Genomic DNA, 21646 nt, shown 5'->3' with positions numbered 1-21646 from the left:
GGGAACCCGCTTCCCCATCCGACCTTGGCCTGGTGTTTGTGGGAACCCGCTTCCCCATCCGCTTTGGCCTGGTGTTTGCTGGAATCCACTTCCCCAGCCGCCTTGAGCTGGTGTTTGTGGGAACCCGCTTCCCCATAAAATTGGCGCTTGAGGAAAACCAACTCCCCAATGTGGAGTAACTGGAGATTCTACTTGTTCCTGTTGAGGTGTTGGTTGCCACCCTTGATTAAAGTAAGGATTATTCCATGAATTTTGCCAATTATGCATTTTATTCCCTCATTTCAAAGTGATCATAATTACATTAGCTATGCTATGCATTCACCCAAAAACCGTTCAACATTTTAGATTATTTATTTATAACGCTCGTTATAGCTGTTATTTATGGTTGTAATTTAACTAGCGTTTTTTCTTAATGTTGAGGGCATATTAATTTTAACGTTCTATTATGAAGGAGATAATCTTATGGTTCAGACACTTGATTTAACTAAAGCAATTAAAGAATCAGCCACTCGTTTTAACTCCGTTAGTGATCTAAAACCGTTATTAGAAAAAGCAGGAGAAGCAAAATACGTCCTTCTGGGAGAGTCAACACATGGTACTTCTGAATTTTATACATTAAGAGCTGAAATTTCAAAATGGTTAATTGAACATAAAGGTTTTGATTATATCTGTGTTGAAGGAGATTGGCCTTCTTGTCACGAGGTTAATCGCTACATTAAGTATCCAACAAGTTATCAGAATCCGTATGATGCTTTAAAAGCGTTTAAACGCTGGCCAAAGTGGATGTGGGCAAATGAAGAGGTGGCTTCACTCGTCTCATGGTTAAAGCAATTTAACGACTCTAAAGAAAACAAATCAAAAATTGGTTTTCATGGTATCGATGTATATAGTCTATTTGAATCAATGTCAGAGATTGTTGCTTACTTGGAATCAATCAATTCTCCTGATGTTAATAAAGCCAAAAGAGCATTTGAATGTTTTGAACCTTTCCATCATGAAGCTCAAATGTATGGTGTCTCTGCATCCTTTTACGGAAAAGATTGTTTAGAGGAATTGGTTGACCTTCTACACTCTTTACACGTAAATCGGGATTTCTATCCTCAAGATTTAGAAGCAACTTTAAACATGGAGTTAAATTCACTTGTTGTTCAGAATGCAGAAGATTATTATCGAGTTATGGTCACAGATGGAAATGAATCTTGGAACATCCGTGATCGACATATGGTTGAAGCTCTTCAAAAAGTATCTAGTTTTTATGGACCTGAATCAAAGGGGATTATTTGGGAACATAATACTCATATTGGTGATGCTAGAGCTACAGATATGGCTGACGAGGGAATGGTTAATGTCGGACAGTTAATGAGAGAACAATTTGGCCGCGATCAAGTGTATGCTGTCGGTTTTGGTTTTTATGAGGGATCTGTAATTGCTGCTGATACTTGGGGAGATCCTTATCAGGAGATACCTGTTCCTAAGGCACAAATGGGTAGTTGGGAACAGCAGTTACATGAATCAGGCGCTTTCAACAAATTCCTCTTATTTGATCAGACAAACCATTCGTTATTTAATCAAACAGTCGGTCACCGAGCAATAGGAGTTACTTACAACCCACAATACGAGCATATGGGCAATTATGTACCTTCGAGACTCTCCGAAAGGTACGATGCCTTTATTCATTTCGAGCAAACAAAAGCGCTACAACCATTAAACTAAAGAATAATAATGAATCTCATCCTCTATTATTTGGATGAGATTCATTTTTGACTATTCTACAAATGGGAATACCGTATATTGATCACTTGTTAAAAATGTAACTAACAAGTCTTTTGAAGCTTCCAAATCTTTTAAGTCGATAACCTCTACAGGGGAATGTGCATAACGTGATGGAATGGAGATCACACCTGTTGGAATTCCTTTGTTAGCTAAGCTGACGGCACCACCATCGGTTCCGATGCCAGGGAAAACTTCTAATTGAAAAGGAATGTTTTTAGATTCAGCTAGCTCTACAAGTGAATCCTTTACAGCCGGATGGGCAATTAAACTAAAATCCATAATTTTGATCCCAGCCCCAGCTCCGAGAGCCAAACTTTGATCCATTGTTTCTTCTGGCGTATCACTTACTGCCGTAGTATCAATAGCAATTGCTACGTCAGCCTCAACCTGTCTCGCACTGACTTCGGCCCCTCTTAATCCCACTTCTTCTTGTACGGTAAACATAGCAATTACTTCTCCAGAGATGGAGTAGTTTTGAAGTTCTTGCAATGTACGGATTAATACAGCGCAACCAGCCCGATCGTCAAATCCTTTTCCGACGATTCTTCCTGTCGTTTCATTCCCAAGCACATCTATCGTTGGGTACCATGTAATGGGATCACCAACTCTTATGCCTAGCCGAAGAGCATCTTCTTCGTTATTTACTCCTATATCTATGTATAACTGCCTGTGATTCCTAACTTTTTTCGGATCATCAAATTTTGCGTAATGAGCTGAAATCGTTCCGATGACTCCAGTTATAAGTCCACCTTTCGTTCTTATCTGGACTTTTTGTGCGAGTAAGATCCGATCATCATGTCCACCTAACTTCTCAAAACGAATTAAACCATTTTTTTCAATTTTTTTAACAATAAATCCTATTTCATCCATATGAGCTGTAATAATAGTTGTCTTACCAAGTTTTAAACCCTTTTTCTTGGCCACCACATTACCAAGTGAATCTACATTTACTTCGTCTACTAAAGGTATCATCATCTCTTTAATCCATTTGGATACAGGTTGCTCATACCCACACGGACCATGAAGATTGGTTAATTTCTTAAGAAGTTCAAGCAAATCTTTCCCTACTTTCCGCTTAGTCCATTTAGTCAAAAAACCACCTAGAAAGTTATTGTTCCTTTCTAAGTGGTTTTATCGTATCATGACTTTCCTAGTTGTTTCCACTCCTCTGTAAGCTCATGTAACTTCTTTTTAATATTTTCAACCGCTTGATGGTCGTCGCGCTTCTTAAAGTGAGCTAGTTCCATTAAGAAATAGTCAATTTCACGATAGACTGCATCTGAATCACGTTTTAGATCTTCCTTTGTTTGTAATGCAACTTGATCTGTAAATGCAATATCATGATCTAATACTCTTAATACACTTTCACATTTTAATTTAGCTTCAATTAACTCCAAATACCCTTTATGTCTTTTAAATATTAATTTATTATTCACTTCACTATTATAAATATTAAGAATCATATTTCCTTTATTGAACCCCCAGAAGATTCGATATTGGTCTTCTTGCACTTTGGTAATTAATTTATCTAATTGATTTTTAGGTACATAAATTGATAAATCGTCATAATGCGTCGCTTCCATTGTGCACACCCCTCACCCTTAAATTGGTATTGACATGTGTATACATGATCTTATTCTTATAGACGTAAAATCTGATTTTTTTAACCAAATAAAAATGTAAGCCCTTACAATACTATTATATTCACAATTCCCAAAACATGCTAACCTTTTTTCAAATGTAAAAAAAAGAGTTACTCATAAGGCTTATCACCTTAGAATAACTCTTTTTCTTTAATTTCTACTGTATTCTTGAAACAATTCTTTCACTTTTGTCACTACATATGAACTTCCACGATTTCCTTCATTCACATTTTCAATCATCATCAACATCAAAAGATCTGGTTGGTCTGCATCTACAGCAACAAACCATCCTGTTTCAGCACCAGCTTCATCTACTTCACGAGTTTCTTTATGCTCAGCTGTACCCGTTTTTCCAGCTAACATCATCTGATCAAGCTTTGCATGAGATGCCGTACCTTGGCTGTTATTTACCACTGCTATCATAGATTGAAGTACAATATCTGAATGCTCTTCACTAACTACACTCTCTTTCCAGAGCTCTTGTTGTTCATCTAAAAGAAGCAATGGCTTTGAAATTGAGCCTGAATTCACAAATGTCGAATACATTAATGCTAAGTGAAGTGGGTTAACCAACATCTCACCTTGCCCGTAAGCAGTATCAGCAAGGAGAACATCAGAATCAATTTCTTCTACTGCTAATTTCGACTCAGCAAAGCCGTAAACAAACGGTAATTTATTGCCAAATCCAAAATGATCGAAGCCTTCTTGGAACACATCAATTCCTAAGTCAGTAGCTATTTTAGCAAAATAAATATTATCGGAATACAACATCGCTTCAAATAAATTTAACTCTGTTAATGGATTGGATACACGTCTAACTAAATGATTGCCCCATGAAGGATCTTTTTGCCACCCTTCGTCTGAACTCGATATCTTCTTATCAGGATCCAAACCATTTTTAAGGGCAACAGCTGCTGTTATTGGTTTAATTGTCGAACCTGGTATGAATGATTGCGAAAAGCGATTTGTTAAAGGGCGCTTCTCATCGTGTTGCAGTTGATCGAATCTATCTTTAGACATACCAAGAATAAATTCGTTTGGGTCGTATGCAGGAGAATTGACTAAACTAAGTACTTCACCTGTCACAGGATCTAGGGCAACGCTTGTTCCACTATCTTTATCTTGATTTAATTTGTTAAAGATAGCCTGCTGTAGCGATGCATCAATTGTTAATCGAATTGTTTCTCCATTAACGGCTTCATTTCTCTGAATAACATCTTTTTGATTGCCATCTTCCCCTTCAATATATATCTCTCCACCAATCATTCCACGTAGGCGCTCTTCAAATAGAGCCTCAAGTCCAGCTCTCCCAATTTGCGATTGGTTGGTGTAGAAGTTGGTTGTATCTTCTTCTACTTCCTCAGCTGTAACCATCTGTAAGTAACCTGTTAGATGGGCTGCAGCTTTTCCTGCCGGATAAACTCTAGCTGGCACTTTCCGATAGGTAGCAAAAGGAATAGATTGATATACTTCCTCTACAAAGGTCTCTTGATCAAGCGCCACTTTTTTTATTGGCACAAAAGTCTCCTCACCAACCCAACTTTGATTCATTCGACCAATTATATAATCTTCAGATACATCAATTTTGTCACTAAGTTGTTTTAGCTCAGATTCTTCATCTTCGATTCTACCTGGAACTACTCCTATTTCGTAGATTTCTCCATTTATAGCTAATCCCATTCCATTTCGGTCGAAGATTTCTCCTCTTTGACTTGGGTAGAGTACTCTAAGCTTCACCTGATCTCCTTCAACCATCATTGGAAAAACAAGACTAGGTGACCAATCTACTTTCCATTCATTGTTTTCTTCATCTAAGGACAAAGAAACGAATGATTCAAAATCCATATCACCTGTAAACATAGATATATTTTTCACAAAAGGTAAAACAATCTCGTTTTCTGTTAAATCAAGATTTTCTTCATCTTCGATAATCAATTCAACATCTAGATTAGATTTCTGGATTTCTTCATATGTATTAGTATACAACTGAATAAATTCTTCTTCTGATATCATCGTTTTTGATGTTGTAGAAAGGAACTCATACATCACATCATAGTTTCCTTGTTTCCACGCTAAAGAAAAGTCTTCAAAAACTTCATCAGGAGGCTGCGTTTCATTTGAACAACCGATTAATAAAACGATAATCATAAATAAGTGAAAGATCAGTATGGTTTCTTTTCTCATTTTTCTCTCCTCTACAACCTATTATTAGGATAATTTTACCTTATTTTATAGTTAATTTACACCTATATTTCTTTGAAAACAACACTAGTTTACATAATATAATTATGGAATCCTAATTTGTTTATTTTAAAACTAATGGATCTGTTGTTCTTTTTATTTCCCTTTACTCAAGCACGAAATCAATAACATCATGGTCTTAGGATAGAACCTAAAAAAAGACATTGTTCAGTTGAACAATGTCTTTTTAGAACCATCTATAGTTTTACAACGTTAGCTGCTTGTGGTCCACGGTCGCCTTCTACGATTTCAAATTCAACAGATTGACCTTCGTCAAGTGATTTGAAACCTTCACCAGTAATAGCGCTGAAGTGTACGAATACGTCGTTACCGCCTTCTACTTCAATGAAACCGAATCCTTTTTCTGCGTTAAACCATTTAACTGTTCCAGTTTGTGCCATGCTTAAAACCCCAATCTTAAAATAATTTTACTTAATATGCAATCGTATTTACAATCCGGTAAATAAAAATTCACATATTATAAGGAACATCAACTACGAATCGAGTGAATATCCCTTATAACATGTGAATACTAGACTCTCTATAGCGTTGCTAATTGATGCAATAAAAATTTATATGGGTGTATCTAGGATTCATCTATCAATCTCCAGACGATGAAAGCCCTGCCTCTCGTTCATCCTTACGGTTCCTTGACCGCGCCAGCTGAATGAAAAGCGCTATTTGTTTTAGATTTGACGACCTATAATTACTATATCTTATTCTAGCGAAAATTGCAAGTAACTTTCCAGTTTAGTGAAGAAATACTAAATACTTTCCTCACTCTGTGTCATAACAGAATAACAAAAAGGAAACCTTAGCTCCCTGTACGGATAATTGGTTTCCCTTTTATTCTTTCAACTTAATTTCGACTATAGTAATCGTTGATAGATTGAAGGATTGATTCATCCTCTTTAATTTCAATTGGTTTGCGTTCAGTACCTATTTGTGATTTTTTCATGATGCTCATCTCCTTAGTTAGAATTGTTTGAATAGTTTTATTCTTCTCTTGCTTTTATTATATGCAATCTGTACTATAATAGTCAACATATTTTTCTTGGTTGTGTTAATACAAAAATTCACACAAAAAAATAGACTGTTCCCAGTCTACGACAATGCTCTTCCTTTCCCTGAATCACTTATTGCGATAAGATCTTCAGGGTAAGGTTCGAAGTATGTTTGATTTAATAAATATTCATTTTCAAAGCGATAACACCACGAACGCAACACAACTAACACGCTACTTAAAGGAATTTTTTTCTCGCGATATTGCTCTAAAAGTGTGTAAAAGTGCTGTTTTTCTCCAGTAGTTAATTGTTTGGAGAAATATCCGAATACATGTTCACAAACATTTATATGAGAAGTTATTTTAAGTGGTTTAGCAAATAATCTAGATAACCCATCCTCGTATTGATCAAATACTTCTTGAATAGATAAGTTCTTATGATTTGCTACAATTCTTCCCATCTCCCTCATATTCTCTTGATGACAGGCCATAAAGAGATATTTATTTTTAGCATGAAAATTCATAAGAGCACTTATTTTCATACTTTGTTTAACAATACGGAAATCGGATACGGTAAATAAATGTGTAAAAAAGTGTTCTCTTAAAATAAAATTTTTTAAACGCCCTTCATCTTCCATTGGTTTAGAAGGATATATCGATTGGATCTGAGTAGCAAACGTTCCACTTCCAGTTCGTACTACAGGAGAATTATCTATTTTAGCGTATATTTTCGCATCAGTTATGCCACATGTCGGCGATCTACTTTTTAATAGGAAACCGTCTACTTCAATAAGATTCTGAAGGAAATCATTTGAAAAACTAATCATATTTTCAGTTAAGTCGCGATTGTACTTCGGTTGAACCAATTTACTGCACTCCCCATCTACAACAAGGCGAATAACTTCTCTCGGAGTACCTATCCAATCTCAATTTCAGGACAAATAGGGTAAAAATCAACAAAATCGTTTAATCTAGCTACTGTAGCGTCCGTGATTCTATCACCATTATATCTACACGCACCAAACTCAAGACATTTACTAACAACAACTTTTGGTCTTGCGAACGCTCGCACACCCCTCACTCCTTTTCCTGTTAAAATGATACCTGGAATTTCTTCGACTTATGAAAAGACCAATAAATAGATATTTCTTACATTATCCTCGGAATGACAAGTCCATTCATGGAATTTCCGTGTTTCAGTTGGAAGATTAAGTAATGAAGTATTATTATTTCTATTCATCCTATTCTCACCATACTTAAAAAGCAAATCATTCACCTTTCAAAAAAAATATTTATAAACCAAACTTAATGCTTCCATTTTTTGTCTTTGTCCTTTAACATGATAAAAAAGAAATTGTATGCTGAGGGAGGCCACATGAGAGCTATTATACTTGGAATTTTATCATCACTATTTTTCGCTTCTACTTTTGTGCTTAATCGTTCTATGGAAATTTCTGGAGGGAGTTGGATTTGGGGGTCCTCTTTACGTTTTATTTTCATGGTACCTTTTCTAATTGCGCTTGTATTATGGAGAAAAAACTTTAAACCTTTATGGAAAGAATTAATGTCAAATCCAAAACCTTGGCTGATCTGGAGCTTCGTTGGTTTCGTGCTTTTTTATGCTCCTATTACATTTGCAGCTGCATATGGTCCAGCATGGTTAATTGCAGGTACATGGCAATTCACTATTATTGCAGGTGTTTTACTAACGCCTCTTTTCAAATCCACTAACGGCGAGTCGCGGATGAAGATTCCTATTAAACCATTGGCTATTTCTTCTATTATTTTTGCTGGGATCGTCCTCATACAAGTAAGACACTTTGAATCTGTTTCTTTGTCGATTATGCTTCTTGGTTGCATTCCTGTTCTCATTGCTTGCTTCGCTTACCCACTCGGTAATCGAAAAATGATGGCCGTATGTAATGATCAATTGGATACATTTCAACGCGTTCTGGGCATGACATTAGCTAGTTTACCTTATTGGTTTATTTTATCATTGTATGGGTTTGTTTCTATAGGGCTACCTAGTCAAAACCAAGTCATACAAAGTTTTCTAGTTGCCATTTGCTCTGGTGTTATTGCAACGATGCTATTCTTCTTTGCGACTAATCTTGTTCGTCATTCTCCTGAACATTTAGCTGCTGTTGAGGCTACAATCTCCATTCAGATTATCTTTGTTATTTTAGGTGAAGTCTTTTTATTAAACAGTTCTTGGCCAGACTCTATCGCATTAACTGGTATTGTCATTATTATCTTCGGGATAGCTCTTCACAGTTATTACTCTGTTAAGAAACCGCAACTAACAACTGTTGCGAAGCCTCAGAAAGTGAATGTTTAATATTGACCAAGCGCTTCAAAACTTGTGTACGCTACAAGTTTTGAAGTTTTTTTTGGCTATTTTCTCATTTTTTGTTGCTTAATTCGTAAGCGGTATGAAAGATGTGTTCGTTTCAGTCGACTACACCAAAAGAGAATAACATTTAGAAACAACAAACTTTGCAATTCAACCAAACAAAAAAAACATGCCATAGCATGTTTGTTGTTCCTTTACTTCTTTTTTCTCTTTTTAGGAATTAGCCGGTTTTGATTCTGTTCCTCATTCATCATTAACTCAATTTTTGCTAACTCCTGATCCGCTTCTTTAGCTTGAATTTGTTCAATCACATGCGAAACTTTGTTTCCAAGCATCATGACTCCGAAAAACAGTAAGAAAAATGCTGAGAGTGCAATCGTGATTATGATCGTGCTCATCTGACGTCCCCCTCGCTCTTTTTTACATCATACGAGCTAAAGTTATCGTTCATGCATATTTTTTCCTTATCTCTTCATACTAAAATAAACGTTGTTTTACGGAGGCTGATGCTACTTGAAAAAAAGTTTACTACTAGTTGCCGTCGGGATTATGTTAACTGGTTGCGGCGCTGACTCTGAAGCTAATATCGCTAATGATGTAGAGGCCCAACAATTCAATACAATTCGTCAAATTCCAGAGCCGCCTAGTAATCATAGTCAAAATCGGGAAAGAATGGTTCAAAGTGAGCAACAGGAGATTTATGCAAGTGAGGCCGGGCATTATCTAAGTGAAACTGCGACTTTATTAGAGAATGTCAATGATATTTTTGAGCAAAATCAAGTTACTTCAACTGAGATTAATGAAGCACTTTCTATATTAGAAAGAATCCGAAATGAAAGTGAAACGTTTGTTGAGCTTAGCCGCCCAGGTGTTTTTGACGGATTTCATCATGTACATTTATCCACTTTAGTTGAAATTGATGCTCTTAGAAGGATTTTAGAGGATATGAAGGAACCGGTTCACCATCTACAATTAACAAATGCTAGGGTTTACTATGAGAACGCCGTTATGTCTCATAAATTAATGGAACGCGAGTATTTATCAGTTACCGAAGATTTAGGAATATATTAATAAAATAAGAAAAGAAGTGGGAAAATTCGCTTTTTCGGCCTAAAAAAGCAGGGGTGTATACTCCCCTGCTTTATCTGCGTCCATGCGCAGCGTCGTCTACTAAGTCTACAATATCGCCGATTGCTCCTCCTACCGATTCAAATGGCGCTGGTAAACTTACCTGATGTTCTAATGCATTCATTCGGTTAATGATCTTTCTATCCGTTGTAATGTAAACTTGATTCAGTTCCACTACTTCACTTATTTCCTGTTCTACTTCCCGAAGTAATTTTGGTCGGTCCTGCTCTCTAGATTCTAATCCAACTACGATTCGCTCACCATCGGAGATAACGTGTGCATCTCGAACATTTTCTAATGATTCTACTCGTTGTTCAATTAAGCGAGTCAAAGAATCTGTCGCTTGAAGCGGAGTATTAGCGTTTTGTTTACTCCTTTTACTTTGGACATTAGGTTCGTTACTAAGTGCGTATTTATCTCTAACTACACCAGGACGATTATTTAAAATCCGTTGACCCGAACGAGTATGGTCATTTCTCATACTCAGATCCCTTGTACCAGTTAAATAAGCTCCTTCTCTTACAAGTCTAGGAGCTGGATCTGTTAACCCTTTAGGAGCATCGTCAGGTACCATTAAATCAGATAATGGCCCTTCCAACTGTCTAGTTTGTGCTACTCCATAGCCACTATAACCTTGATTTCGATCTGGATTAGCTCCCATCTCCGCTTTTTGTGGAATTGTGCATCCTGTTAAAAGCAAAGTAGTCATGAGTAGGTAATTCATACATTTCATTGGAATCCCTCCTATTTGTAGTGTGCGAATCATCATTGATTTTCAATCTGAAAATATTTAGAAATTACTTAACGCACCACCATGAGAGAAAATTGTCGATTCTTTACTAATAAAATCTAATTATGACTACTTCAGTAGAAACACTTTTCAACAAATTTCTTTTGGTTATAATAGTCGTTATGGACAGATTGATTAGGATTTTGTAATACATACTATTCCAGCAACAACAGCTAAGCCGGTCTGTTTCTTAAAATTCATAAAGTTGGAGTTGGAAGAAACATGTTATGTGTAGAAATAGAACGAAAACGATCTGAAATGTTGAAATTTGCCAAAGAATATGGTTTAAATGCTCAAGCTACGATACAATGCAGCCAGGAATTAGATAAGCTCTTAAATTTAATTCAGAATACTTCACCAAAAAAAAGAAAAATGCGTTAAACCATTGCAATCATGTAAAACATTTGATAAGGTAGAAACAAATTACGTTATATCTTACTTCTAATAATGAAGTGAGGGTAGAGGTGCAAATATCATTAGTATGTTAGCGGAGGAGAATGAGATCCGTGGAAACTAACAAAAAGGGGTGTTTGCCGAAGCTTATGAAATCTCATCAAACCATAAGCTGGGACTGTTCTGAACAAGGGCAGTACTGTCATATAGCATACAAGCTATATGGAGGGCTATCTCACAGATTGAATGGTTTGGCATGTTTTGCTTAACCTATCAACAATGAGTAGAGGCCTCATTGTTGTTTTTTTGTGCCTCCAGTAGCCCATCTACGTGTAAAAATTATGAATTGAGGGTGAATTGGATGAACTTTGGAAGAATTTTAACTGCAATGGTAACTCCATTTAATCAGCATGGACAACTTGATGTTGAAGCGACTAAAGATCTTGTACGCCATTTAATGGCAAATGGTACAGAAGCATTAGTTGTAGCTGGTACGACAGGAGAGTCTCCTACTCTTTCCACCGAAGAAAAACTTATGTTATTTAAAACTGTTGTAGAAACTGTTAATGGACAAATTCCCGTCATCGCAGGGACGGGTTCAAATAATACACAAGCATCCATTGAGCTGACAAAACAAGCTGAACAAATTGGTGTAGACGCTATTATGCTTGTTGTTCCATATTATAATAAACCATGCCAAGAAGGTATGTATGCACACTTTAGTGCAATTGCAAACACAACTAAACTTCCTGTTATGCTTTATAATATCCCAGGTCGAAGTGCTGTCAATATGACTCCAGATACAACTCTTCGATTAGCTCAAATTCCAAACATTGTTTCAACAAAAGAAGCAAGCGGAGATTTAGAAGCGATCGCATCCATTATAGAACATGCTCCAGAAGGATTTTCTGTTTACAGTGGTGACGATAGCTTAACGCTACCAATCTTAGCTATTGGTGGGACTGGAGTTGTATCTGTAGCATCTCATATTGTCGGAAATGAAATGCAACAAATGGTACGTAACTACCAAGGAGGGCAAGTTACTGCTGCAGCTATGCAGCATCGCCAACTTTTACCTGTTATGAAGACTTTATTCATTGCTCCGAACCCTACGGCTGTTAAAGCAGCTTTAGAGATGAAAGGAGTTACAGTTGGTTCCGTTAGGCTACCACTTATTCCTTTAACGGCTGAACAACAAGCTGAATTACAAACAGTCGTACATCCAACTATGAATTTCTTTGTAAGTTAAGTTAATTAGAAAAAGAAGCAGGATTAAGACATCCTGCTTCTTTTTAACGTTATTGTACCATCTTATCACGATCTCCCCAAAGTTCCTTTCTAATTTGTACTTTTTGAATTTTTCCAGAAGCTGTTTTAGGCAGAGCATTAATAAAAGAAATGGATTTAGGCGCCTTAAAATGAGCCAACTTTGATCGTGTAAATTCAATTAATTCTTGTTCTGTAACAGAAAATCCTTCTCGGACAACAATTACAGCATGAGGCACTTCTCCCCACTTCTCATGTGGGATAGCAACAACAGCCGTTTCTAAAACGGCTGGATGATGATACAGTACTCCTTCTACTTCAATTGATGAAATATTTTCCCCACCACTAATAATAACATCTTTTTACGATCAACAATTTCTATATAACCGCGATCATCTACTGTTGCCATATCACCCGTGTAAAGCCAACCATCTCGAATGGTTTCAGCTGTCGCCTCTGGATTTTTCCAATATCCTTCCATTACGCCGTTTGTACGCGTAATGATTTCACCTATTGTTTTTCCATCAGGACTAACTTGAGCTCCCTTTTCGTCTACAACTTTTACTTTTGAACCAATCATTGCGTAACCAGTTTTTGCTTTTAATCTTGCCTGATCTTCAGCGGATAAATCCTCTTCATTGGACTTAATGCTAGAAATCGTTATTAATGGAGAGATTTCAGTCATGCCATATACTTGTATAAAGTTCCAACCAAGACCTTCTTCTACGGCTGAGACGAAAGATGGTGGTGGTGCTGACCCTGCAATCACAATTCTCATTTTGTTAGTAGGTTGTAACCTATTCCGATTAAAATAGTCCAACAGCATATTGAGAACAGTAGGAGCCATATGCGCAACTGACACATTATGAGTTCTTATTTTTTCAAATATTAGTTCTGGATCCACTTTACGAAGCATTACTTGTGTAGCTCCATTGGCGGTGTAATAAAATGGGGAACCCCATCCATTCACGTGAAACATTGGCAAGATATGTAGCAACGTGTCTTGATCAGACACTTTTAAATGATGTTGAGTTGATAAAGCATGCAAATAATTACTACGATGTGTTAACATAACTCCTTTAGGTTTTCCGGTTGTTCCACTAGTATAGAGTAAACTTGCTATATCAGATTCCTCTAATTCAACACGGTCAAATGGAGCAGTTGAGTAATCAGAAAGCCACTCATCATAGTTATTGATTGTGCCACCATGAACAATTACTTTCCTTAAATTTGGTAAATCCTCTAGTATTGGTTCAACTAAATGATATAGCTCAACATCAACAAACAAAACTTTACTCTCGCTATGATCTAAAATATATTTGTAATCCTCTGGCTTTAACCTCGTATTAAGTGGTGTCATGACAGCACCTAATTGGAAAACACCATAAAAACCTTCTAGCATTTCAACTGTATTAGGGGCAAGATAAGCAACTTTATCGCCTTTCCCAATATTAAGCGCTTTCAAACCTGAAGATAATTGATTCACTCTTGCTCCTAACTCTGCATAAGTAAAAGACCTATCTTCATCCATTATTGCGACCTTACTCCCATATAATTCAACTGCTCTATCGAGGAAGTCAGTGAGAACTAAAGGAACATGCATGTTGTCGCCTCCCTATTATTTTGAATTAATAGAAAAATCATAATTGTATTATAACACAGAGAACACAAAAAAGTGTTGATTGAAACATTAATCAACCAACACTTTTATTATTATGCCGATGTGTCTATTTGCTTTTTTTCATTATGCACTCGACTTTTAAAATTGTGAAGCGCTCTCTCCATATAACCTGTTCCAAAGAGGACACCGATTACAATGAATACGAAGCCAAACATTTGATACCAGTGCAACTGTTCTTTTAAGAATATAGCTGAAAAACATAACCCAAAGAAAGGAACAAAGTTATTAAAAACGGCTGTCTGTCCTGCTCCTATCCGTTGAATGGCCGCATTAAACAGGAAGTGACCTAGTGCTGTCGCAACAATTGAGGAAATCAAGAAAAGAACATAGATAAATAAAGGAGCTCCAACTAATTCTTTTGTACCTGTCGGCTCCATGATTAAACTAATTAATAACAGACCAACCGAACCAATTAGAAGCATCATACTTGTCATCTGTTTGGAATCAAGTGAGGCAGTAGCCTTTTTTATGTATATGAAGCTAATAGCCTGTGCTAACATGCACAGAAAAATGTAAAACTCTCCACGATCTAAGGACCACTGCCCTCCTCCACCTTGAATCAGTACCACACCAATAAAAGCAAGTCCAATTCCTAATATTCTCCATTTCGTTAAGCGATCATGCAAGAAAATAATCGCAAATATAGATGTAGTAAGTGGCAATAGAGCAGGATCAGAACTGTATTAGATGCATTTGTTAAAGCTAACCCAGTAGCTAGGAAGAAATGGTGACCAACAACACCGAACAGTGCTGCCAATATGGTGTAATGCCATTCTATTTTTGATAATTTTCTCATTGAGCGACTAAACAAGACGATGATTCCTGTAACCACTCCAGCTAACATGATCCGAAAAACAGTCATAGTAACAGGGGGAAAAGCCTCAACAAGTAATTTTAGCAGTACTACATTTAGACCCCACGTGATCATCACAAAAAAGACGACCCCATATGTAAAAACAAGTGATTTGTCTTTCATATAAACCGTCCACTCCTTACTTTTATTCTCTTTGTACTTAGTATCTTATCACCCCAAAAAGTAATGGTCACGAAGTTTTTTCGGTTATCTAAATATAATGCGCTTACATATTATTAAACCGATTTTCTCGACATAAACCCGTTTAAAGGGAAGCTTTAAACGGGTTTACAAATTGATTCAAGAGGTGTGTTCATCAGGTAAAATTCCAAGAATTGGTTTTTCATATAAATCACGGGGAAAATTCGTTAATAACTCTACACCTGTTTCAGTGATTCTGATTGTTTCTGTTATTTCAACCCCATAATCACTATACCAAATACCTGGCATTAGATGAAAAGTCATGTTAGGTTGAAGGACTGAGTCATCTCCTGGTCTAAAGCTAACTGTATGCTCTCCCCAATCTGGCGGGAAACTTAAACCTACCGAATATCCTAATCTTGAACTTTTACGATGCCCGTATTTGCCAATTGTTTTGCTCCAAATACGCTCTACTTCTTCTGCTTTCATTCCTGGCTTGATGACTTCAAGCGTAGCCTCTATCCCTTCTTGCACAACTTTGGACAGTTCTTTTACCTCTTCTTTCGCCTGACCAATTGCCATCGTTCTAGCCATCGGTGCATGATATCGTTTATAAGCACCGGCAATTTCAATTGTTAGAAAATCACCTTGCTCATACTTGTTATCAGTCCAAGTAATATGGGGAGAAGACGTATTTTGACTTGTTGGTAGCATCGGAACAATGGAAGTATAATCTCCTCCGTATTCAGGTGTTCCTTTTATTTGTGCATGATAAATCGCTGCAGCGACATCACATTCTCTTACACCTATTTGAACACAGTCATAAGCCGCATTCATCGCTGTTTCAACGATCTTTCCAGCTCTCTTCATATATTTAATTTCTTGATTAGATTTGATCAATCTCACCATATTTACTAGGCTTGATGTGTCTTTGAATTTTGCATTTGGTAGACCTTTTTTTAATCGTTCATAACAAAGAGCTGTAAAATAGTGGACATCCATTTCAATACCAATGGTTCGTGAACTTTGCCCAATCTCAGTTAAAATATTAGCCACGAAATCAATGGGATGCCTTTCTTTTGATTGAACATAGAAGTCAGGATAAGCAATAATATGGTGTTCATCAAGCCACGTTGTTTTAGCTACGCCACTAGCATCCATTTGTCTGCCAATCCAAAGTGGCTGAGCATCCTCTAACGTCACAACCATCATCTGGTGGACGTAAAAACTCCACGCAGAATAATTAGTTAAATAATACATATTTGATGGGTTTGAAATAAGGAGAACGTCCACCCCTTCATCGACCATTCGCTTTTTTATCTTCTCTAATCTAGTTGTATATTCTGCTAATGCGAACAATCTTTCCACCCTCTTTCATTATCTCTCCCTTCTAAACAAATGGAGAATTTTTTAATTTAAACGCTACAACTTTCTCCTCCGTCATTGCCTCTATGGCATATTGAATTCCCTCTCGCCCAATACCCGATCTCTTCAACCCTCCAAATGGCATGGCATCTATTCGGACATCACTACTATCATTGATCATAACTCCTCCGAATCGAAGTTCGTGCACAGCTTGAAAAGCCTCTTCAATCTTACTCGTGAAAATCCCCGCTTGTAGTCCATAAGGAGTTTGATTAGAAAGCTTAATGGCGTCTTTAAGCGAATGAACCGATTCAATAATTACGACCGGTCCAAACACCTCTTGCTTGGCAATTAATGCTGTGTCAGGTACGTTTGTTAAGACTGTTGGTTCAAGAAAAGCATTGGTGCGCTTTCCTCCATAACATAGTTTTGCTGAGGAGTTTACGGCTTCCAGAATCCACTGTTCTACTCTAACAGCCTCCTTTTCCGAGATCATAGGCCCCATATCTGTTTTTGGATCAGTTTTTGACCCAACTTTTATTTTTTTTGTTTCTGAAATAAATCGTTCAAGAAATGTTGAATAGATTGAATCTTCAACATAAATTCTTTGTACACCAATGCAATTTTGGCCAGCTACTCCAAAGGAACCAGCAACTGTTGAAGATATTGCCTCTTCTAAATCAGCATCTTCTAAAACAATTGTAGGTGAATTCGATCCTAGCTCCATTGCTGTTTTTTTCACTCCGGCTTTTCGTATAATTTCTTTACCAGTTTCATAACCTCCTGTAAAGGAAACAAATCGAATATCTTCATGTTCTATTAATGGGTCACATATTTCTGATCCTACCCCAGTTACAACAGACAAGATGTTTTCTGGTAATCCAGCATGCATAAAAGCTTCTGCTAACCTAATTGCACTTAATGGCGTTAACGAAGCTGGTTTCACGATTACAGCATTGCCAGCAGCTATTGCTGGCCCGATCTTATGAGCAACCAAGTTTAACGGGTCATTGAAAGGTGTAATGGCAGCAACGATCCCTATAGGAAAACGGTACACATACCCCACTCTTCTTTCATGTCCTTGCATCTGCGAAAAAGGGATAGTTTTTCCATCAATTCTTCTAGCTTCTTCTGCGCTTATACGAAGTGTCTCAATACATCGTTTTACTTCTTTCCGAGCTTCTGTAATCGTTTTACTACTTTCAGATACGATCGTATCTTCATAGTAACCTGAGTTTCTCTCAATATAGCTAGCTGCATCGTGTAATATCCTCATTCGTTCATGAACAGGTAAGCGAGTACTTACCTCAAATCCTCTCTTAGCATGAAAGATGGCTTGATCTACATCTTCCTTCGAAGCTGCAGGTACTGTTGCAATAATGTCACCTGTTGCTGGATCGTGGACTTCAATGGATTCCGTTTTTTGAATCCAATTTCCACCGATCAACATTCGTTCTGAAACAATTTGTTTTGCCATGAAATCCCTCCGTCCTTATCGCTTACGCTCTATATTGATTAAATCAATAAGCACGGCATAACCTGTTTCTATAATGCCCGCTCCTGCTCCAACTAACGTAATAGGGCCTGATAAATCACAATTATATGTGATCGCATTTGTTGCACCTTGAATCCCAGCTAATGGATCATTTAAATCGAGCATTTCCGGTTGTACAGTTGCTTTTAATCCCTGTTCAGTTTGGATCAATGAACCAATGAGCTTCCAACGCTTTCCTTGTTTTGTTGCTTTTTCAATATCAGCTAAAGTCATGTTTTGGATTCCTTTACAGGTTACATCTTCTCTCTGCAAAGGAATTCCGAGTACAACTCTCGCTAAAATTAGAATTTTATAAAGCACATCAAATCCTTCGACATCAGCAGTTGGATCAGCTTCGGCGTATCCTAATTTTTGTGCTTCAAAAAGTGCATCCTCGTAACTTAATCCTTTCTCCATCCTTGTTAACATATAGTTGGTTGTTCCATTTAAAATTCCTTGAATGGCTGTTATGTCATTCCCAACTAACGTTGTTTGTGGCAGTCTAAGAGCTGGAGTTCCACTCATCACCGCACCTTCAAACATCCAGTTAACACCGTTATCTTCTGCTTGTTTTGATAACACATCGTGGGCAAGTGCTACCGGCCCTTTATTTGTCATCACAACATTTTTCTTCGCTTGAAACGCCCATTTACAATGGTCAATCGCAGGCTGCCCTGTTAATACATTTGTAAATGTCATTTCCACAATAGAGTCTGCATTCGATTTTTCAATCGTTTCTTTACTATCCCATCCTCTAATTAAACCAGGTTGATCAGGATAAGCATCCAGAGTTCCATTTTCCTGAATGGCCCGTTTCACTTCCTTTAAACATAACCCTTCTGGATGGTGAACGGAGCCTTTATTCAAATCTGTAATGGCTACTACTTGAAAGTCCATTCGTTCTTTATCACGTAACATCTTCTTTTTCTTTTCGAGAATGTCTACGAACCCTTGCCCAACTCCGCCAAAACCAATTAAAGCCAGCTTATGAGGCACTGTTATTCCTCCTTTTTTCAATCACAGCAATAGCACCATTAACGAGAATATCCAAGCCAAACTCTAAGGCACGCTCATCAAATGTTAAAAGTTGGTTGATGAAGACTCGTTTCTTTTTCTTTAGCACCAAGAAAAATCATGACACCAGGTATTTGCCTCGTGATATGACTAAAATCTTCTCCTCCCATGCCGTACGTCTCCTCAAATATGTTTATTTCCTCATTAAGGTTTTCTAATAAAGATCGAAGTTCTCCTGTTAATACAGGATCATTTAATAAAGCAGGCTCACCATGGTGAATGAAAAAGTCAAATGATCCTCCTAATTCACCTACAGAACGCAATCCCTTTTCTATCTCGTAAACGATCTGATTGCGAGCTTGATCAGAATAAGTTCTAATTGTGCCAGATATCGTAACCTCAGAAGGTATTACATTTGCTTGAGACCCACCTGTTATTTGACAAATACTTAGTACAGAAGGATCTTCGGCTTTTATCCTACGAGATGGGATACTATATAAATAAGGTAGTGTTAAAGAGGAGAGCCAAATCGGATCAACCGCTTGTTCAGGATAAGCTCCATGCCCTCCAGACCCTGAGATGTTAATTTTGAAAGTATCAACATTTGCCATAACAAGGCCTGATTTTAATTTAACTGATTTAAGTGGTATTTCAGGATCAAGATGTATGGCTATGATTGCTTCCAAATCAGCTAACACACCACTTTCTAATACATATTGAGCCCCCGTTTTCCCCTTAGTATCTTCCATTTCTTCCGCAGGTTGAAACAAGCATTTTACCGTACCAGTCAACTTTCCTGATTGAGAGAGTTCGGAAAGTTGACGAACAGCTCCAATCAGCATCGCAGTATGACCATCATGCCCACACGCATGCATAATCCCGTCGTGTTTCGATCGAAAAGAGAGCCCTGTCTGTTCGGTTATCGGCAGTGCATCAATATCAGCTCGAAGTCCTACTACTGGTGAGCTTCCGTTTCCTACAATTGCCACCACACCGGTATTCAAACCAATTTGATCTACCCCATAAAGCAACTGGACACCGGTTAAGTCTTGTAATTGCTCAATAATATAATTCGTTGTTTTGGTTTCTTGGAAACTTAGTTCTGGTTCTCGGTGAAGTTGACGTCTCCATTTTTGAAGTTGCTCCAACCAATTCACTAAACTCTCTCCTTAAACCGTAATGGCATCAAGCGCTTGTTTCAAATCAGCTATTAAATCTTGAATGTCTTCTATTCCAGCCGAATAGCGCACTAAGCCTTCAGGGATACCCAGAGCTGCTCTTTCTTCTTTTGTATTTTCAACATGACTTGTCGTTCTTGCTGGTCCAACAGTCGTTTCAACTGCTCCAAGATTAGCTGCACGATGCGCCAATTCCAACTTTGGTAGAAATTGACGAACAGCATCTAGCTCCCCTTTTAAAGCAAAACTTAACATCCCTCCATAACCATTCATTTGCTTCTTAGCAATGTCATGATGCTTATGTGTGGTCAAACCAGGATAGAAAACTTGCTCTACTTTGGGATGTGTTGATAAGAACTCAGCCACTTTTAGTGCATTTTCCTGTTGCTTTTCAACTCTTAGTTTTAACGTCTTCATTCCTCTTAAAAGAAGATAAGCAGCCATTGGATCCATGGTAGCCCCGTTAATTTCACGATAATGGTAAATATCCTTCACTAATCCTTCTTCTCCGCACACAACGCCACCTAAGGCATCAGCATGCCCCCCTAGAAATTTAGTTGCACTATGAATAACAAGATCAACACCCAACTTAAGTGGATTTTGATTAATAGGTGTAGCAAAAGTATTATCTACAAATACCATTGCCCCAACCGATTTTGCTGCTTTAGTAATTCGGTTAATGTCTGTAAGTTTAACCGTTGGATTAGTAGGCGTTTCTAAATAAACAAGCTTACAGCCTTTATTGATTTCTTTTTCCATTTCTTCATGGTTTCCGGTCTCTACTAAGGTCACATCTATTTGAAGTCTTGGAAGAAATTCAGAGAATATTTTATTTGTCCCACCATAGGTATCTTTAATAGAAATAATTCTGTCACCAGGTTTTAAGACAGTTAGTAATGAGTTTGAGATAGCCGCCATCCCTGTAGAAAAACTTGTGGCAGCTTCAGCGTGTTCTAGTGCTTTCACTTTATCTTCAAAAGCTTGAACAGTGGGGTTAGTATTTCTTCCATAGATATGACCTTTTTTATTACCTATAGCCACTTCATACCATTCATCAACATCATCGTAATTAAAAGCAACACTATGGACAACAGGAACTTGAGTTGCTCCATGAACCAAATACTCCTTTTCACCAGCCCATACTGACTTAGTTGCATTATCTAGCTTTTTCATGCTGCCACCCCTTTCAATTATCTACTTCCATCATATTTGAATAAATAAAAGAAGACATTCGACAATTTGTATGATGTTTACAGGTATCATTCATCTATTTTTTATCTAATCAATTCC

At 37.4% G+C, this 21646-nt stretch carries 18 protein-coding genes, 3 pseudogenes and 1 riboswitch; of the genes and pseudogenes, 5 read left to right on the top strand and 16 right to left on the bottom strand.

The annotated features are described in order from the left end of the window. A pseudogene (locus JCM9157_RS07910) lies at positions 1 to 267 on the bottom strand (hypothetical protein); the annotation flags it as partial. A 195-nt stretch (positions 268 to 462) separates the two neighbouring features. Between JCM9157_RS07910 and JCM9157_RS07905 the strand changes: the two are divergent. Beyond that, on the top strand, positions 463 to 1713 hold the full coding sequence (locus JCM9157_RS07905) for an erythromycin esterase family protein (RefSeq protein WP_035663629.1): 1251 nt from the start codon (positions 463 to 465) through the stop codon (positions 1711 to 1713). A 51-nt stretch (positions 1714 to 1764) separates the two neighbouring features. Here JCM9157_RS07905 and JCM9157_RS07900 read toward each other — a convergent pair whose 3' ends face one another. The 5 genes and pseudogenes from JCM9157_RS07900 to JCM9157_RS07880 form a co-directional block, all read right to left on the bottom strand. After that, the gene (locus JCM9157_RS07900) at positions 1765 to 2829 is read right to left on the bottom strand and encodes a M42 family metallopeptidase (RefSeq protein WP_035663662.1); all 1065 of its coding nucleotides are present in this window, start codon (positions 2827 to 2829) and stop codon (positions 1765 to 1767) included. A gap of 83 nt (positions 2830 to 2912) precedes the next feature. After that, the gene (locus JCM9157_RS07895; protein WP_035663627.1) at positions 2913 to 3356 is read right to left on the bottom strand and encodes a hypothetical protein; all 444 of its coding nucleotides are present in this window, start codon (positions 3354 to 3356) and stop codon (positions 2913 to 2915) included. A gap of 210 nt (positions 3357 to 3566) precedes the next feature. Next, positions 3567 to 5600 carry a penicillin-binding transpeptidase domain-containing protein gene (locus JCM9157_RS07890; RefSeq protein ID WP_035663626.1) on the bottom strand — a complete coding sequence of 678 codons (2034 nt, stop codon included), beginning with the start codon at positions 5598 to 5600 and terminating at the stop codon, positions 3567 to 3569. 254 nt (positions 5601 to 5854) lie between these two features. Then, complete coding sequence (gene cspD, locus JCM9157_RS07885; protein WP_034633915.1) at positions 5855 to 6058, bottom strand: cold-shock protein CspD; 204 nt, start codon at positions 6056 to 6058, stop codon at positions 5855 to 5857. A gap of 703 nt (positions 6059 to 6761) precedes the next feature. Further along, positions 6762 to 7732, bottom strand: a pseudogene (locus tag JCM9157_RS07880) (YbgA family protein). Positions 7733 to 8035: 303 nt separating this feature from the next. Between JCM9157_RS07880 and JCM9157_RS07875 the strand changes: the two are divergent. Then, a complete protein-coding gene (locus tag JCM9157_RS07875; RefSeq protein WP_035663625.1) occupies positions 8036 to 8998 on the top strand; it encodes a DMT family transporter in 963 nt (320 codons plus the stop codon). A 209-nt stretch (positions 8999 to 9207) separates the two neighbouring features. Here the strand turns inward: JCM9157_RS07875 and JCM9157_RS07870 are convergent, their stop codons facing one another. Continuing rightward, complete coding sequence (locus JCM9157_RS07870; protein WP_035663623.1) at positions 9208 to 9411, bottom strand: hypothetical protein; 204 nt, start codon at positions 9409 to 9411, stop codon at positions 9208 to 9210. Positions 9412 to 9526: 115 nt separating this feature from the next. On the opposite strand from JCM9157_RS07870, the gene JCM9157_RS07865 reads away from it, so the two are divergent. After that, positions 9527 to 10084, top strand: coding sequence for a hypothetical protein (locus tag JCM9157_RS07865; protein ID WP_035663620.1), 558 nt, complete (start codon positions 9527 to 9529; stop codon positions 10082 to 10084). Positions 10085 to 10154: 70 nt separating this feature from the next. Here the strand turns inward: JCM9157_RS07865 and JCM9157_RS07860 are convergent, their stop codons facing one another. Next, positions 10155 to 10874 (bottom strand): YhcN/YlaJ family sporulation lipoprotein, encoded by a 720-nt coding sequence (locus tag JCM9157_RS07860; RefSeq protein WP_035663619.1) that lies wholly within the window; start codon positions 10872 to 10874, stop codon positions 10155 to 10157. Positions 10875 to 11153: 279 nt separating this feature from the next. On the opposite strand from JCM9157_RS07860, the gene JCM9157_RS23915 reads away from it, so the two are divergent. Both JCM9157_RS23915 and dapA read left to right on the top strand, forming a co-directional pair. After that, entirely contained in the window at positions 11154 to 11312 is a 159-nt protein-coding gene (locus JCM9157_RS23915) for an aspartyl-phosphate phosphatase Spo0E family protein (RefSeq protein WP_081734103.1), read from the top strand. Between the two features lie 70 nt (positions 11313 to 11382). Then, a riboswitch (Lysine riboswitch) is annotated at positions 11383 to 11565 on the top strand. Positions 11566 to 11685: 120 nt separating this feature from the next. Continuing rightward, a complete protein-coding gene (gene dapA, locus JCM9157_RS07855) occupies positions 11686 to 12573 on the top strand; it encodes a 4-hydroxy-tetrahydrodipicolinate synthase (protein ID WP_035663617.1) in 888 nt (295 codons plus the stop codon). A gap of 49 nt (positions 12574 to 12622) precedes the next feature. On the opposite strand, the pseudogene JCM9157_RS07850 reads toward dapA, so the two are convergent. From JCM9157_RS07850 to JCM9157_RS07820, 8 genes and pseudogenes are all read right to left on the bottom strand, one after another. Beyond that, positions 12623 to 14193 (bottom strand): annotated as a pseudogene (locus JCM9157_RS07850) (long-chain-fatty-acid--CoA ligase). Positions 14194 to 14303: 110 nt separating this feature from the next. Then, complete coding sequence (locus JCM9157_RS25260) at positions 14304 to 14897, bottom strand: DMT family transporter (protein ID WP_235714851.1); 594 nt, start codon at positions 14895 to 14897, stop codon at positions 14304 to 14306. Further along, positions 14882 to 15247: an EamA family transporter gene (locus tag JCM9157_RS25255; protein ID WP_235714850.1), complete on the bottom strand. Its 366-nt coding sequence runs from the start codon at positions 15245 to 15247 to the stop codon at positions 14882 to 14884. Before JCM9157_RS25255 ends, JCM9157_RS25260 begins: the two co-directional genes overlap by 16 nt. Before the next feature lie 177 nt (positions 15248 to 15424). Beyond that, positions 15425 to 16624: a M24 family metallopeptidase gene (locus tag JCM9157_RS07840; RefSeq protein ID WP_035663616.1), complete on the bottom strand. Its 1200-nt coding sequence runs from the start codon at positions 16622 to 16624 to the stop codon at positions 15425 to 15427. A gap of 31 nt (positions 16625 to 16655) precedes the next feature. Continuing rightward, positions 16656 to 18107 (bottom strand): aldehyde dehydrogenase family protein, encoded by a 1452-nt coding sequence (locus tag JCM9157_RS07835; protein ID WP_035663614.1) that lies wholly within the window; start codon positions 18105 to 18107, stop codon positions 16656 to 16658. Positions 18108 to 18122: 15 nt separating this feature from the next. Beyond that, positions 18123 to 19160 carry a homoserine dehydrogenase gene (locus JCM9157_RS07830; RefSeq protein ID WP_035663613.1) on the bottom strand — a complete coding sequence of 346 codons (1038 nt, stop codon included), beginning with the start codon at positions 19158 to 19160 and terminating at the stop codon, positions 18123 to 18125. Positions 19161 to 19237: 77 nt separating this feature from the next. Beyond that, on the bottom strand, positions 19238 to 20335 hold the full coding sequence (locus JCM9157_RS07825; RefSeq protein WP_052013014.1) for a M20 metallopeptidase family protein: 1098 nt from the start codon (positions 20333 to 20335) through the stop codon (positions 19238 to 19240). Positions 20336 to 20347: 12 nt separating this feature from the next. Further along, positions 20348 to 21529: a cystathionine gamma-synthase family protein gene (locus JCM9157_RS07820; RefSeq protein ID WP_035663612.1), complete on the bottom strand. Its 1182-nt coding sequence runs from the start codon at positions 21527 to 21529 to the stop codon at positions 20348 to 20350. Positions 21530 to 21646 lie beyond the last annotated feature (117 nt).

It is taken from the genome of Halalkalibacter akibai JCM 9157 (genome assembly GCF_000513135.1).
Classification (GTDB): Bacteria; Bacillota; Bacilli; order Bacillales; family Bacillaceae_D; genus Halalkalibacter; species Halalkalibacter akibai.
This window is presented reverse-complemented; position numbering and strand designations above follow the sequence as displayed.